Raw genomic sequence first — 15,547 nt, 5'->3', positions numbered from 1 at the left:
GTGGGCGCGGCCTGCTGACTTCATCGCTTCTTTGAGGAAATCCGTTTCATGGCAAACATCGTCGTTGTCTTCCATTCCGGCTACGGCCACACCCAGCGCGTGGCCCAGGCCGTGGCCGACGGGGCGGGCGCGCAGTTGCTCGCCATCGACGCCGACGGCAACCTGCCCGCCGATGGCTGGGAGACGCTGGCCGCGGCCGACGCGATCATCTTCGGCTCGCCGACCTACATGGGCGGCGTCAGCTGGCAGTTCAAGAAATTCGCCGATGCGTCGTCCAAGGTCTGGTACACGCAAGGCTGGAAAGACAAGCTCTTCGCCGGCTTCACCAACAGCGCCACGATGAACGGCGACAAGGTCACGACCATGACCTACCTGTGGACGCTGGCCATGCAGCACAGCGGCATCTGGGTCAGCATGGGCATCCTGCCGACCAACAACAAGGCGGCCACGCGCGACGCGATGAACTACGTCGGCGGCTATGGTGGCCTGCTCACGCAATCGCCCTCGGACGCGAGCCCGGCCGAGATGCCGAAGGGCGACCTCGAGACGGCACGCGCCTTCGGCGAGCGCGTCGGCGCGGTGGCAAGATCGCGCGCATAACGCCCCCAAAGAACTTCGCCCACAAGGACCCCACGATGACCGACACCATCCCCGAAATCCAATTGCTGCGGCCCCACGACAAGGACCTGGGCGGTGGCTTCAACGTGCGGCGCGTGCTGCCGGCGGCGCAGCGCCGCTCGGTCGGGCCCTTCGTGTTCTTCGACCACTTCGGCCCGGCCACCGAGCAGCCCGGCAACGCGCACGACGTGCGCCCGCATCCGCACATCGGCCTGTCGACGGTCACCTACCTGTTCGAGGGCGCGATGATGCACCGCGACAGCCTGGGCAGCGTGCAGGAGATTCAGCCCGGCGCCATCAACTGGATGACCGCGGGGCGCGGCATCGTGCACTCCGAGCGCAAGCCCGAGCGCCTCTTGGCCGACACTTTCGTGAACCACGGCCTGCAGCTGTGGGCCGCGTTGCCGCAGGCCCATGAAGAGGTCGAGCCCAGCTTCGAGCACACGCCGGCCGACGCCATTCCCGAACTGACGGTGCAGGGCGTGCCCGTGCGCGTGCTGGTGGGCGAGGCCTTCGGCGTGCGCTCGCCAGTGAAGACGCTGGCGCAGACGGTCTACCTGGACATCGCGCTGCCGGCCGGCGGCCGTTTCGAGCTGCCCGCGCTGGCGCCCGAACTGGCGGTCTACATGGTCGACGGCGATGCGAACGTGAACGGCGAGCCGGCGCCCGCCCACACGATGGCGGTGCTGCCCGACGGGCAGGGCGCGGTGTTCACTGCCGACACGGCCGTGCGCCTGATGGTGATCGGCGGCGAGCCACTCGACGGCCCGCGCTACATCACCTGGAATTTCGTCTCGAGCCGGCGCGAGCGCATCCTCGAGGCCGGCGCCGACTGGGCCGCGCAGCGCATGGGCCACGTGCCCGGCGAGACCGAGTTCATTCCGCTGCCGGGCAAGCCTTTCGGCGTGCGCGAGCCCGACACGGGCACGACGCCGGTCTGAACCTCTTGGTTATTGCTTGATGCCGATGTCCGGGTCTTCCGAGGCCCGGGCGCTGGCGTCCGACGCGCGCGCGCTGAGGTCGGGCGCCAGGGCCCGGCGGCCGTCGAACACGAAGCAGTCGCCGTGGTAGTGCGCACCGCCGACGTCCTCGAAGTACTTGAGGATGCCGCCTTCGAGCTGCAGCACATGCTCCACGCCTTCCTCGCGCATGAGGATGGCCGCCTTCTCGCAGCGGATGCCGCCGGTGCAGAAGCTCACCACCGTCTTGCCCTCGAAGTCGGCGCGGTGCGCCTTCAGTGCGGGCGGGAATTCGGTGAACTTGGTGATGCGCCAGTCGATCGCGCCGTCGAAGGTGCCTTCGTCGACTTCGAAGTCGTTGCGCGTGTCGAGCATCACGATCTCGCGGCCCTCGTCGTCGTGGCCCTGGTCGAGCCAGCGCTTGAGCGTGGGCGCGTCCACGCCGGGCGCGCGGCCGGCGGCGGGCTGGATGGCTGGGTGGTCCATGCGGATGATCTCGCGCTTGAGCTTCACCAGCATGCGCCGGAAGGGCTGCGTGGCCGACCAGCTTTCCTTGGTTTCGAGGTCGGCAAAGCGCGCATCGGCGCGCAGGTCGGCCAGGAAGGCGTGGATGGCCTGCGCCGTCCCCGCCAGAAACAGGTTGATACCTTCGGGCGCCAGCAGGATCGTGCCCATCAGGCCCAGGGCCTGCGCGCGCTCGCGCAGGGTCTCACGCAGCACGGGGCTGTCGTTGATGCCCACGAACTTGTAGGCGGCGATATTCAAAATCTCTTGCACGGGGCGGGATTGTAGGGATCGCCACACCACATCGTGGAGGGCGGCTTCCTACAATCGACGGATGTTTGTTCACCTGCGTCTGCACACCGAGTTTTCCGTCGTCGATGGCACGAATCGAATCGACGAAGTCATCAAGGCCGCCGCTGCCGACAAGCAGCCTGCGCTGGCCATCACCGACCTGAACAACCTGTTCGGGACGGTCAAGTTCTACAAGCAGGGCCGGGGCAAGGGCGTCAAGCCCGTCATCGGCGCTGAAATCTTCATCGACGGGCTGGGCAAGGAGCCCGGCGCGCTGACCCGCCTCATTCTGCTGGTGCAGAACATGGAGGGCTACCTCAACCTGTCGGAGCTGCTGGCCCGGGCCTGGACGCAGAACGTGAGCCGCGGCCAGTCGCAGGCGGCCTGCAAGCTCGAATGGCTGCAGGAGCTGCAGGGCGGGCTGATCGCGCTGTCGGGCGCGCAGGCCGGGCCGCTGGGCCAGCCGCTGCTGCAAGGCCAGGAAGAGCGCGCCGCCGAACTGGCGCTGCAACTGGCTGGCATGTTCCCGCACCGTTTCTACATCGAACTGCAGCGCGCCGGCCGTCCCGAGGACGAGCCGCACGTGATCGCCGCCGTGAAGCTCGCCGCCCGCCTGAAGCTGCCGGTGGTGGCCACGCACCCGGTGCAGTTCGCCGAACGCCAGGACTACGAGGCGCACGAGGCGCGCGTGTGCATTTCCGAAGGCGAAATTCTTGGCAACCCGCGCCGCGTGCGCAAGTTCACCGAAGAGCAGTACTTCAAGTCGAGCGCCGAGATGCAGGCGCTGTTCGCCGATGTGCCGAGCGCGCTGGCCAACACGGTCGAGATCGCCAAGCGCTGCAACCTCACGCTGGTGCTCGGCAAGCCGCAACTGCCCGACTTTCCCACGCCCTTCATCAGCGAAGGCGTGCGCATGCCGATCGGCGAGTTCTTCCGTCAGGAGTCGTTCGAGGGCCTGGAGGTGCGACTGAAGCACCTGTACCCCGACGAAGCCAAGCGCGAGGCCGAACGGGCACGCTACGTGGAGCGCCTGGAGTTCGAGATCAACACGATCCTGAACATGGGCTTCCCCGGCTACTTCCTGATCGTGGGCGACTTCATCAAGTGGGCCAAGGAAAACGGCTGCCCCGTGGGCCCGGGCCGGGGCTCGGGCGCCGGCTCGCTCGTGGCCTACGCGCTGAAGATCACCGACCTCGACCCGCTCGAATACAAGCTGCTGTTCGAACGTTTCCTGAACCCCGAACGCGTCTCGATGCCCGACTTCGACATCGACTTCTGCCAGGGCAATCGCGACCGCGTGATCGACTACGTGAAGGACAAGTACGGCCGCAACGCCGTGAGCCAGATTGCCACCTTCGGCACCATGGCCGCGCGCGCGGCCATCCGCGACGTGGGCCGCGTGCTCGACATGAGCTACATGTTCTGCGACGGCATCAGCAAGCTGATTCCGAACAAGCCGGGCATGTCGGTGACGCTGCAGTACCCGCCCGCGACCAAGATCGAAGGCGACAAGAACAACTACGCCATCGAGATGGAGCCGCAGCTGGCGGAGCGCATCGAGAAGGAAGAAGAAGTCCGCATGCTGGTCGAGCTCGCGCAGAAGCTCGAAGGCATGACCCGCAACATCGGCATGCACGCCGGCGGCGTGCTCATTGCGCCGGGCAAGCTCACCGACTTCTGCCCGCTGTACCAGCAGCCCGGCAGCGAATCGGCCGTGAGCCAGTACGACAAGGACGACGTCGAAGCCATCGGCCTCGTGAAGTTCGACTTCTTGGGCCTGGCCACGCTCACGATCCTGGAGATCGCGCGCGAGTTCATCATGAAGCGCCACAAGGGCCAGGAGAACTTCGCGTTCGAGAACATCCCGCTGAACGACGGGCCGACCTACCGCCTGTTCTCCGACGGCAAGACCGAGGCCGTGTTCCAGTTCGAATCCCGCGGCATGCAGGGCATGCTGAAGGACGCGCGGCCCACGCGCCTGGAAGACCTGATCGCGCTGAACGCGCTGTATCGCCCGGGCCCGATGGACCTGATTCCCAGCTTCGTGGCGCGCAAGCACGGCCGCGAAGACGTGGAGTACCCGCACCCGGCCGTGGCCGAGATGCTCTCCGAGACCTACGGGATCATGGTCTACCAGGAGCAGGTGATGCAGACCGCGCAGATCCTGGGCGGCTACTCGCTGGGCGGCGCCGACTTGCTGCGCCGCGCAATGGGCAAGAAGAAGCTCGAGGAAATGGCCGAGCACCGCGAGAAGTTCCGCGCGGGCGCGCTGTCCACGCACGGCATCGTGCAGGACAAGGCCGACGAAATCTTCGACTTGATGGAGAAGTTCGCGGGCTACGGCTTCAACAAGTCGCACGCCGCCGCCTACTCGCTGCTGGCGTACCACACGGGCTGGCTCAAGGTCCACTACACGGCCGAGTTCTTCTGCGCCAACATGACCGTGGAAATGGACGACACGGACAAGCTCAAGCTCTTGTTCGAAGACGCCCAGAAGAACTTCAACATCACCTTCGAGCCGCCGGACGTGAACCGCGGCAACTACCGCTTCGAGCCGGTCACCAACCGGATCATCCGCTACGGCCTCGGTGCCGTGAAGGGCACGGGCCAGCTCGCGGTCGAGGCCGTGGTGCGGGCGCGCGAAGAGGGCGGGCCGTTCAAGAGCCTGTACGACTTCTGCGTGCGCATCGACCGCCAGCGCATCAACAAGCGCACGGTCGAAGCGCTCATCAAGGCCGGCGCGTTCGACGCCATCCAGCAGAACCGCGCCTCGCTCATCGCCTCGGTCGACCGCGCCTTCGAGTTCGCCATTGCCACGGCGGCCAACGCCTCGCAGGCCGACATCTTCGGCGACTGCGAGCACGGCTCGGCCACGCAGGAGCCCGACCTGGTCGACGCCACGCCCTGGGGCGTGAAGGAACGCCTGACCTTCGAGAAGACGGCCGTGGGCTTCTACCTGTCGGGCCACCTGTTCGACGAGGTCTCGCACGAGGTGCGGCGCTTCTGCAAGCGCGAGATCGGCGACCTGCTCGACAGCCGCGATCCGCAGGTCATTGCCGGCATCGTGAGCGATTTCCGCGTCATCAACGGCCAGCGCGGCCGGCTGGCGATCTTCAAGCTGGACGACAAGTCGGAGTCCATCGACGCCACGGCCGACGAGGCGCTCATCAACGCCAACCGCAACACGCTGAAGGACGACGAGCTCGTCATCGTGAGCGGCAAGCTGCAGCCCGCGCGCGGCGGCTTCGAGGCGCGCTTCCAGGTGCAGCAGGTGTGGGACCTGGCCTCGGCGCGCTGCCGCTTCGGCAAGTTCCTGCGCGTGGCGGTCAACGGCAAGGTGCCAGAGATCGCGCGCCTCTTGAAAGACTTTCCGGCGCGCACCGAGCAGACCGAGGTCGGTGACCTCGTGCACGGCCTGCCCGTGCGCCTGTCGATGGCGCGGGGCGGGGCGCAGGTCGAGCTGCAACTGGGCGAGCGCGCGAAGTTCTTCCCGACCGATGCGGCGCTCGCGAGCTGGACCGCGCAGGCCGAAGCGGGCAAGGCGCAGGTCGTCTACGATTGATCGGGCCGCGCGGCCCCGGGGAACCTCGGGGCCTGCGCGCGGTCCATCAGTCTGTTGCAACCTGGCCTTGGGCCACTCACAGGAGGAATGACCGCATGCATTTCAAGAAGATCCTCAAGACCACCGCGTTGACGTTCGGCGTGGCGCTGCCCATGGCCGCGGCCTGGGCCCAGTACGCCGGCCCGAGCTCGGTGCCGAACCTGACGGTCAAGCAGCTGATCGAGACCGGCCAGGACGACCAGCACGCCACGGTGCGCGGCTTCATCGTCTCGCACGATGGTGGCGAGCACTACACCTTTGCCGACGACACGGGCCGCCTGAAGGTCGAGATCGACGCCAAGTACTTCCCGCCGGGCGTGAAGATCGACGACAAGGTGCGCGTCGAACTCAGCGGCGAGTTCGACAAGGACCGGCTCACCGGCAAGACCGAACTCGACGTCAAGCGCGTCATTACCGTCCTGCGCTGACCCCGGCCTTTTTCCCGAGCGCCTGTTCGACCTGGTCGAGCACGGCCTCGGGGGCGTGCAGCCAGTCCTTGGCCAGCACCTGCATCACCTGCCAGCCGAAAGCGTCGAGGATGCGCGGACGCGAGACGTAGCGTTCCAGCACGTTGTGGCGCGTGCCGTCTTGCGCCGCGCCGTCCACGAGGAGGCCCAGCGCATAGTGGCCCTGGCCCGCCGCGCGCACCGCGAGGTCGCAGCGAAAACGCGACTGCCCCACCTGTTCGTCCACCGCATGGCCGCGTGCGCGCAGCGCCTGCGCGATCTGCGCCGTGACCTCGTCCGTGCGCGCCTGCCGCGCCACGTGGCCGCGCGCCAGCGGGTTCATGCCTTCGAGCACGCGCCGCGCCGTGTCCTCGTCGCCGCGTGACAGGCACTCGGCATAGCGCAGGAAGTTCTTCAGCGCCGCCGCGCCTTCGTTGTGGTCGTTGGTGATCGCCTCGTGGCGGATGGTCGAGACCACCGCCATGTGGTGCTTCGCGCGGCTGAAGATCACGTTCAGCCGCTTCTCGCCGCCGCGCTGGTTGATGGGGCCGAAGTTCATCAGCATGCGGCCCTCGGGGTTGGGGCCGTAGCAGATGCTCAGGATGATGATGTCGCGCTCGTCGCCCTGCACGTTCTCCAGGTTCTTGATGAAGAGGCCGCAGAACTGGTCGTCTTCCTCGCGCACGTACTCGGCCTCCAGCCGCGCCGCAAAGTCGGCATCGACCGCGCCGAGCGCGTTCAGCTCCTCCTCGATCTCGCCCTGCTGTGCCTCGGAGAACGCCACGATCCCGAGGCTGCGCCCGGTCTCCCGTTTAAGCAGCTCGCGCACCAGTTGCGCGATGTGACGCGCCTCGCCGTCGTTGATGCGGTTCTCGTACACCGCATCGGCCACGCGGTGGAAGCTGATGGCGCGCGAGAGCAGGGCGTCGACCTGCGCCTTCACGGACTCGTCGGTCGGGCTGCGCGACTGCACCACGATCTCGCCGCGCTCGGGCGCGGGCAGGCTGCGGTCGGGAATGGTGTACAGGTTGCCCGCGTAGAAGGCCGCGTTCGAAAAGCCGATGAGCGATTCGTAGCGGCTGCGGTAGTGCCAGGCCAGCAGCGTGGCCGGCAGGTTGCGCGCGCCCTGGTTCAGCAGGCTGTCGGCGTCGAGCACGACGGCGATGCGTTCGCCTTCCTCGCCGTTCTCCGCATCGTCGCCTGCCACCGACACGGTGTCTTCCTCGGCGTCGCGGCCCGACGAGAAGAAGCTGGTCGGCGGCAGCTGCATCTCGTCGCCCACCACGATGATCTGCGGCGCGCGGTACAGCGCAGGCACGGCTTCCTCGACCGGGATCTGGCTGGCCTCGTCGAAGATCACCACGTCAAACAGGTCGGCCGCGAGCGGCAGCGTGTCGGACACCGACAGCGGGCTCATGAGCCAGATGGGCTTCATGTCGCGCACCACGCGGCCGGTGTCGCCGCTGGCGAGTTCGCGGATCGCCTTGTAGCGCATGGTCTTGCCGAACTCGTGCTCGAGCTCCCGGCGGCCGGCGTTGTAGCTCTTCTTGAAGACCTTGCCGTCGGCGTCGAGCTGGCTGGCGGGCAGGGCGCTCTTTTGCACATGGTCGCGGAAACGCTGGCGCACCGCGGCGGCGAGCGTGCGCGCATTGCGTTCGAGCAGCTTGCGTTCGCCTTCGCCTAGGCGCTGCGCATGGCGCGCGAGCGTGGCGCCGTCGAAGCGCGGCAGCCAGCGTTCGGTGCGGTACACGCGCTCCAGCCCTTCGCGCGCGACGGCGTACTCGATGGCCTCGGGCGGCAGCGGCAGGGTGCGCAGCGCGGCGGCCACGGCCGGGTCGGCCTCGGCCAGTTCCTGCATCGGCTGGAGCACCGACGGCAGCGCGTCGGCCTGGTCGCGCAGTGTGCGGGCCTGGGCGTCGAGCGCGTCCAGCGGTTGCGCGCCGGCGTCGTGCAGCAGGTCGCGCCAGAGGGCGTCGAGTGTGTCGACGCGCGGTGCGGCGGCGACGAGCTGTTCGACGCTGCGGCGGCCCGCGTCGGTGCGCAGGTGAGCCTGGAACGCCGCGCGCAGGCCGGCGCCGGCGTCGATGCTGCGCATCGCCTGCAGCTGCTGCGCGAAGGCCTCGGCGTCGGTGCAGCCGTAATCGACCTCGAGGCGCGCCGCCTGCTGGTCGAGCGCGGTGCGCGCGGCCTGTTCGGCGCGCAGGTCTTCGAGGATCTGGCTGGGCTGCGGACGCACGGCATGCGCGGCGAAGTCGTAGCGGCGCTTGAGTTCGCCCGACAGGCGCCACCACGAGGGCTGCAGCCAGCGCAGCAGCGAGCCTTGCTGCGTGCGGGCCTGCGCCAGCGCGGCTTCGGTGTCGCCGGGCGAGAGCTTGTCGCGCCAGTGGGCGGTGCGCTGCAGCTGCGCGTCGAGCGCCTGCTGCAGCGTGCGTCTTTCGTTCAACGCGCTGCCGAGCGCGAGGCTGCTTGGGTGCGCCGCATCGAGCAGCGCCAGCTGGCCGCGCGCGGCCAGCGCGGCGACGCTGCGCGCATCGGCCACCACGGCCAGCGCATCGCGCCACAGCACGCCGGCCTCGGCCAGCGGCGGCCACGCATCGACCAGCGCATCGCGGCAGGAGGCGCTCAGGTCGATGGCGCGTTCGCTGCGTTCGACCAGCCGCGCCAGCGGTTTCTCCTGCGCCAGCAGCGAGGGCGCGAGCTGCGCGAACACATGCTGCGCGAAGCTGGGCGCGCCCAGGCTTTCGGTCACGGCCAGGTGCAGGCGCGACACCAGCTCCGCATGCCGGCGCCAGGCCGCGAAGGCGGGCAGCGCCTCGGCCTGCAGCGGCGTGAGCGACGGGTCGCCGGCCTTGAGCGCCACCAGCCGCGACAGCAGCTCGCGCAGCGTCACCGCGATGTGTTCGGGCACGTCGTGCATGGCGGCGTCGAAGCGTTCGAGCGCGCGCAGGTCGAGGTCCATGGCGTCGAGCAGCTGCGTGCGCTCGGTGCTTTCCTGCGCCAGCGTGCCGGGCGCCTCGAGCCACAGCTCGTAGGTCTTGCGCAGGTTCTGCACGAAGGCCTTCTTGTCGCCCTGCGAGTCGTGGATCATGCAGCACAGCTCGTCCAGCCCCTGCTGGCGCAGGCGGTGGAACACGACGTCGATGGCGGCGCGCTTCTCGCACACGAACAGCACGCGCTGGCCGCGGCCCACGTAGTCGGCGATCAGGTTGGTGATGGTCTGCGACTTCCCCGTGCCCGGCGGGCCCTGGATGATGTAGCTGGTGCCGGTGCGCGCCAGCGCCACCGCGGCGGTCTGCGTGGCGTCGGCCTGCACCACGGGCCACTGGTCGGCCAGCGGCAAGGCGGGCGGCGTCTCGGCGTCGACGCGGCGCGGCTGCAGCGAGAACACGCGGTCGAAGGCCTCGCTGGCCAGGTCGGATTCGGCCAGCCCCGAGTAGTCGCGCACCAGCGACATCTTGCGGTGGTTGAAGTTGCCCAGCGTCACGGCCGTGAGGTCGATGTCCCACTGGTAGGGGTTGCCGCTGCTCTCGCGCAGCGCGAAGGTCTTGCGCTCGGTGTCATCGACAGCCGTGGCCGCCATCTGCGGCGCGCGCGGCTGCGGCGCGCCGCCGACGGCCTCGCGCACCGGCAGCGGCACGGGGCGCACGCGCGCATGGAACAGCTGCAGCCCGCGCGGGCGGAAGTCGTCCTGCGCGTAGCTGAAGTCTTGCGCGGCCACCGGCACCGCCGAGGGCGAGCGCACGCGGGTGCGGCGCTTGAACTGTTCGAGCCGCTGGCGTGCGCGCTGGTGCATCACGGCGATCTCGGGCTGCTTCACGAGCCGCAGCTGCACGCCGGGCTCGCTCTGCGCGATCTGCGCCGACAACTGGGCGTGGAACTGTTCGAGCGAGGTCTCGCGCAGGTCCACCGTCTCGGGCAGCGCGATGCCGTAGAGCTGGCGCAGGTGGTGGCGCAGCGTGGGGTTCACCTGCGCCTCGCTGGCCGAGGCTTCGAGCAGGTACTGGTCGCGCACGCCTTTCTTGCGCGTGAGCTCCACCGGCAGCATCAGCAGCGGCGAGGCGATGCGCTCGGCGCGTTCGGCCTCGCCCTCCTTGAGGTTGTGCCAGCGCAGGAAGGCGATCACCAGCGACAGCTGAGAGAAGCCGTACTCGGCCCGGTCGCGCCGTGCCTCCTGCAGGATGCGGTCGAGCGCGCCGGGCAGGTAGGGTTGGTCTTCGAAGCGCAGCCAGCGCGCGAGCGGCACGGGGTCGCAGCTGGCGATGTCGGCGGCAAAGCGGCCGTCCCACACGCACAGCTGGTCGGTGCGGATGCTGTTGAGGTCGACCACCAGCGGCACGCTGGCGACGGTGAGGTTCACATGCGCCTGCGTCGGCTTGAAGTACAGCAGGCGGTTGCGCCGCGAGAGGTCGAACAGCCGGTCGCGCAGGTGCAGCTGGATCGCCTGGCGGCGCTGGCCCGCGCCGTCGCGGGCGGGCGCGATGCGGTCCAGGCCGAGGTCGACGGGCTGGTCGCGGTAGGTCTCGAGGCGGCGGATGACCGAGGGCAGGTCGCGCGCGCGCTCGTGGCGGTCGAGCGCGGTCATCTCGAAGATCACGGCGGCCACCACCGGGTGCAGCCGGCGGTTCAGCTCGAACAGGTTGCCGCGGTGCGTGGCGAAGCGGGTCAGGTCGTCGCCGTCGGTGAAGTCGAGTCCGCACGACAGGCTGGCCAGCACCTGACCCAGGCACAGGATGTCGCCGAGCGCGTCGTGGTGGCCCAGGCGCAGCTCCCACGCGGCGTAGCCGGGCAGGTAGACGGGGCGCGTGGGCACGGTGTCGGGGCCGGCCTCGGGCATCACCGCGAGGTTCTCGAGCGCGACGCCGGCGTCGGCATCGACGGTCAGGCGCGTTTCGCCGACCACGCGCAGCACGGAGGCAGCGGGCTGTTCGAGGGGCGCGATGGCCTCGGGGTGGCGACTTGGTGCCGTGCCTTCAGGCTGGACGAGTGCCAGCGCGGGTTCGGCGGGCGCGTCGGTCACTCGGTAGGCGAAGGCGTTGCCGAGCGCGGCGACGTGGCCGAGTTCGTGCAGGGCCGAGACCTCGCGCAGCAGCGGCAGCACGAGCTTGAGCACGTCGTCGGTCTGCAGGCCGCCATGGGCCTCGGCGGTGGCGAGCAGTTGCAGGAGCGGGGCGGGAGCGAGGGTCATGCGGCGGCAGCCTGCGAAGAAGAAGTGGCGGCCTTGTCGAGCAGGGCGGCGGCGTCGCGCTTGACGCGGGTGAAGTTGCGCTTGGACAGACCCAGGTCCTTCAGCACGCGCTGTTCGAAGGGCGTGTCGCAACCGAGCGCATCGGCCAGGCCCAGCGCGGCGGCGAGGGTGACGTCGTCCATCTCGGGATCGGCGGCGACGAAGTCGACCAGCACGCTGGCCAGGTAGTCGTGCAGGCCGGTGGGGGCGGGCTCGGGCAGCGGCATCGCCGAGGTGGGCGGCGCGAAGTCGGGGAAGAAGCGGCGCGCATGCGCCAGCAGCGACTCCGACTGCAGCACGGGCCGCTGCAGCAGCTGCGCCAGGGTGCCGCGCGTGAGGGCGCTCACGCGCTGCTGGCCGAGCACGTCGAGCGTGGCCAGGTCGAGCGGACCTTCGAGCGCGGCGGCCAGCCATTCGTCGGCGTCGTGCTCGCGGCCGGCCCACAGGCGCAGCGCGCGGGCGCGCACGAACACCTCGGGGTGGCTCACGCCGCGCGTCTGCAATGCCTTGTTGTTGGGGTCGGCGCAGATTTCCTCGGCCTGCGCCAGGTAGCTCGCCACGTTGACCTGCGTGAGGCCGGTCTCGATCTTGATGAGCGCACTCACGGCGGGCTCGAGCGCGCCGCAGGCCACGCAGCCGCCGCGGTCGGCAAAGGCCTCGGTGTACAGCGCATGGCGCCGCGCGGCCTGCAGGTGGCTCGCATCGGCGCGTGGGTCAGCTGCCGTGGCGTGCAGCAGGCGATCGACGACGTGGTGCTTGCCGCCGTCGCGCTCCCACAGCAGGTAGTGCGCCAGCTCGTGGCCGAGCACTGCCTGGCGCTCGGGCGGCTGCAGCTTTTCGAGCAGCGGACCCGAGAGCACGATGTGCGCCTCGCCCGGCACGACGTAGATCGCGGCGTTCATGGCCGCGCCGTCGCCGGACGGGGCCTGGTAGAGCGTGATGCGCGCCGTGACGCCCAGCCGCTGCGCGGCCAGGGTGGCGTCGGCATGCAGGTCGGGGTGCGCGTCGGCGTCGAGCCGGTAGGCGCTGCGCAGCAGTTCGGCGCGCATGGCGGCCGTGTGTTCTTCGCGCGCTTCGGCGGAGGCGGCCCAGCGCCAGGCCTCGGGTTCGTTCGCCTGGAGGTGGGCGGCCAGTGCCTGCTGGTAGGGCAGCGGCGTCAGGTCTTGGAGGCGAACGGCAGGGAAAGAGTCGACCATGTCAGGAGCGCCAGCAACAATGAGTTGCCGACGATCCTAAACGAGCGGGTGGTGTCGCTTGCAATCACCCACGATGTGGGTGATTGCGGGTGTCAACGCTTGGGCTTGAGCGTGACGATGAGCGACGGGAAGATGCGCCCGTCCGTGTCGCGCGGCAGCTTGTCGGTCTTGCGCAGGCCGCGTTCGGCCGCTTCGTCCCAGGCCGGCAGGCCGCTGGACTTGGCGAGCTTGACGCCGACGATGGTGCCGTCGGGTGCCAGTCGCACTTCGAACTCGGCCTCGGGGTTGCCGTTCACGCTGTCGGCATCGGGGAAGGTGATGTTTGGGCGCACAGCGGCAGCGATGCGGCCGGCATAGCCGCTGGACGGGCCGGACGAGCGCTGGGCGTTGCCCTTGGCATCGTCGCTGCCGCTGGCGCCTGCCAGGCCCTGCATGCGCTTGAGCGTCGCGGCGCGGTCGGCGGCGGCCTGCTTGGCGGCCGCCTCCGCCTTCTTCGCTTCGGCCTGCTTGGCCTCGGCTTCCTGCTGCTTCTTCTGCTCGGCCAGTTTCTTCTGCTGTTCTTTCTTGCGCTCGGCTTCGTCCTCGGCGCGCTCCTTGGCCTCGAGCTCCTTCTTCTTTTGCTGCTGCACGCGCTGCTGCTCGAGCTCGCGCTCCTTCTGCGCCTTCTGTTCCTTGAGCTTCTTCTCGCGCTCCAGCGCGATGTCGGGCGCAGGGGCGGGCGCCGGCTCGGGCGGCTTGACGGCCGGGGGAGGCGGCGGGGGCGGTGCGGGTGCAGGCGGGGGCGGTGCGGGCACGGGGGCCGGCGGCTCCGGCACCGACAGGCGCGGGGCGGCCTGCATCACCGTGGTGGACCACAGCTCGGCATCGACCGCGCCATCGTCGGCTTCGCTGCGCCAGCGCACGCCCCAGGTGAGGGCGGCGATCAGCAGCGCATGGGCAATGAGGGCGAGCGCAACCGCGCGGGGCGTGCCGCGTTGCGGCGGCGGCGCGAACTCGGGGCGATCCAGGGCGAGCGACATGCCTTATTTGCCGCCCGTGGTCGTGACCGACAGGCCCACGCGCTCGATGCCGCTGCGCTTGAGCTGGTTCATCGCCTTCACGACGGTTTCGTACTTCACCGACTTGTCGGCGCTGATGACCACGGGGCGCTGGGCGTCGCCGCCTTGCGCGGCCTTGGCGGCCGAGCCGATCTGCGTCATGGGGATCGACGCGCCGCCGGTGCCGGTGGACGGGTCTTTCTTGATCTGCACTTCGTCGTCGCTCTTGATGACGATCTCGATGGGCTTGTCGGGCTGCTTGTTGGCCCGATCGACCGTCGGCAGGTTGATCACGCTCGGCGTGATGAGTGGGGCCGTGACCATGAAGATGATCAGCAGCACCAGCATCACGTCGATGAACGGGACCATGTTGATCTCGTTGATCGTGCGGCGGCCGCGGCCCCGGGATGAAACGGCGGGCATGTCGTCGCGTCCTTTGTCTTGTGCGCGCCGCTCTTCAGCGGTTCGCGGCGGTGACCGAGGCTGCGGGCGTCACGGCGCCGGGGTTGGCCGAGAGGTTGCGCTGCAGGATGTTGGAGAACTCTTCGATGTAGGTCTCCAGGGCGATGGCGATCTTGTCGATCTCGCGCGCGAAGCGGTTGTAGCCGACCACCGCGGGAATGGCGGCGAACAGGCCGATGGCCGTGGCCACCAGCGCTTCGGCGATGCCGGGCGCCACGGTGGCCAGCGTCACCTGCGTGAGGGCGGCCAGGCCGGTGAAGGCATGCATGATCCCCCAGACCGTGCCGAACAGGCCCACGTACGGCGACACCGAACCGACGGTGGCCAGGAACGACAGGTTCTGCTCGGCCGCGTCGAGTTCGCGCTGGAAGCTCGCGCGCATGGCGCGGCGGGCGCCGTCGAGCAGCGTGGCCGCGTCGGTCACGTGGCGCTCGCGCAGCTTCTGGTACTCGCGCATGCCGGAGGCGAAGATGCGCTCCATGGGGCCGGCGAACTTGGCGTTCTGCGCGGCCGAGGCGAACAGCTCGTTCAGGCTGGTGCCCGACCAGAACTCGCGCTCGAAATCGTCGTTGAGCACGCGGATGCGCTTGAGGGCGAAGTACTTGCGGATGATGGCGGCCCAGCTGGCGACCGACACGATCACCAGCAGCAGCACGACCAGTTGCACCACGAAGCTGGCGTGGAGCAGGAGATTGATGATGGAGAGATCTTGGTTCATGGCTTGAAAGGTTGAGTCATGGAGCCGCTGGAGTGCTCGAGGGTTCCCGAAACTTGGGCCGGAATGCGCGCAGGGCGCAAGGTGGCGGCGTCCACCCAGCCGATGCGGATCGTGCCTTCGCACAGCAAGACCGGTGCCGCGGCCCCGGTGCGTTCTTGCTCTGTTTTTGATAGCACGCGCTGACCGATTATCAACGACGCGGTGCCCAGTTGCCGCAGCTCGGCTGTAACCAGCAGTTCGTCGTCCAGCCGCGAGGGCCGATGGTATTTGAGCTGGGTTTCGCTCACCACGAACTGGCCGCCGGTGGCTTCCTTGAGCTTGCGCTGCTCGACGCCCAGGGAGCGCAGCCACTCGGTGCGACCGCGCTCCATGAACTTCAGGTAGTTGGCGTAGAACACGATGCCGCCGGCATCGGTGTCTTCCCAGTAGACGCGGATCGGAAACTCGAAAGTCACTTGCATGCCTCCGTGCTTCGCACTGCGGCGCGAGCT

At 69.1% G+C, this 15,547-nt stretch carries 11 protein-coding genes; 4 read left to right on the top strand and 7 right to left on the bottom strand.

Features of this window, described 5'->3' with window-relative positions:
- The first annotated feature begins 48 nt into the window (after positions 1-48).
- Positions 49-600: a flavodoxin family protein gene (locus tag AC07OX_RS20725; RefSeq protein WP_095947847.1), complete on the top strand. Its 552-nt coding sequence runs from the start codon at positions 49-51 to the stop codon at positions 598-600.
- A 35-nt stretch (positions 601-635) separates the two neighbouring features.
- Complete coding sequence (locus AC07OX_RS20720) at positions 636-1,559, top strand: pirin family protein (protein ID WP_492695844.1); 924 nt, start codon at positions 636-638, stop codon at positions 1,557-1,559.
- A 9-nt stretch (positions 1,560-1,568) separates the two neighbouring features.
- Here AC07OX_RS20720 and AC07OX_RS20715 read toward each other — a convergent pair whose 3' ends face one another.
- The gene (locus AC07OX_RS20715; RefSeq protein WP_062481623.1) at positions 1,569-2,354 is read right to left on the bottom strand and encodes a sulfurtransferase; all 786 of its coding nucleotides are present in this window, start codon (positions 2,352-2,354) and stop codon (positions 1,569-1,571) included.
- 61 nt (positions 2,355-2,415) lie between these two features.
- Here AC07OX_RS20715 and dnaE point away from each other — a divergent pair, with 61 nt between their 5' ends.
- Both dnaE and AC07OX_RS20705 read left to right on the top strand, forming a co-directional pair.
- A complete protein-coding gene (gene dnaE, locus AC07OX_RS20710; protein WP_495261721.1) occupies positions 2,416-5,934 on the top strand; it encodes a DNA polymerase III subunit alpha in 3,519 nt (1,172 codons plus the stop codon).
- A gap of 95 nt (positions 5,935-6,029) precedes the next feature.
- The gene (locus tag AC07OX_RS20705) at positions 6,030-6,401 is read left to right on the top strand and encodes a YgiW/YdeI family stress tolerance OB fold protein (RefSeq protein WP_083259096.1); all 372 of its coding nucleotides are present in this window, start codon (positions 6,030-6,032) and stop codon (positions 6,399-6,401) included.
- Here the strand turns inward: AC07OX_RS20705 and AC07OX_RS20700 are convergent.
- The 6 genes from AC07OX_RS20700 to ybgC all read right to left on the bottom strand — a co-directional run bounded on the left by AC07OX_RS20700 (position 6,385) and on the right by ybgC (position 15,511).
- Positions 6,385-11,604, bottom strand: coding sequence for an AAA domain-containing protein (locus AC07OX_RS20700; RefSeq protein WP_495261720.1), 5,220 nt, complete (start codon positions 11,602-11,604; stop codon positions 6,385-6,387). The two genes, AC07OX_RS20705 and AC07OX_RS20700, sit on opposite strands and share 17 nt — an antisense overlap.
- Positions 11,601-12,839 carry a M48 family metalloprotease gene (locus AC07OX_RS20695; RefSeq protein ID WP_495261719.1) on the bottom strand — a complete coding sequence of 413 codons (1,239 nt, stop codon included), beginning with the start codon at positions 12,837-12,839 and terminating at the stop codon, positions 11,601-11,603. The genes AC07OX_RS20700 and AC07OX_RS20695 overlap by 4 nt, the downstream gene beginning before the upstream one ends.
- A gap of 92 nt (positions 12,840-12,931) precedes the next feature.
- On the bottom strand, positions 12,932-13,858 hold the full coding sequence (gene tolA, locus AC07OX_RS20690) for a cell envelope integrity protein TolA (RefSeq protein WP_159277190.1): 927 nt from the start codon (positions 13,856-13,858) through the stop codon (positions 12,932-12,934).
- Between the two features lie 3 nt (positions 13,859-13,861).
- On the bottom strand, positions 13,862-14,299 hold the full coding sequence (locus AC07OX_RS20685; RefSeq protein ID WP_070060386.1) for an ExbD/TolR family protein: 438 nt from the start codon (positions 14,297-14,299) through the stop codon (positions 13,862-13,864).
- A 34-nt stretch (positions 14,300-14,333) separates the two neighbouring features.
- Positions 14,334-15,056: a protein TolQ gene (gene tolQ, locus AC07OX_RS20680; protein ID WP_070060387.1), complete on the bottom strand. Its 723-nt coding sequence runs from the start codon at positions 15,054-15,056 to the stop codon at positions 14,334-14,336.
- Positions 15,053-15,511, bottom strand: a complete 459-nt coding sequence (ybgC, locus tag AC07OX_RS20675; protein WP_062481580.1) for a tol-pal system-associated acyl-CoA thioesterase — start codon at positions 15,509-15,511, stop codon at positions 15,053-15,055. Before ybgC ends, tolQ begins: the two co-directional genes overlap by 4 nt.
- Positions 15,512-15,547: the final 36 nt, after the last annotated feature.

Source organism: Variovorax sp. GW821-FHT09D07, from assembly GCF_059416345.1.
Note: the sequence above shows the minus strand (reverse complement) of the source record. Positions and strands in the feature narration are given on the sequence as shown.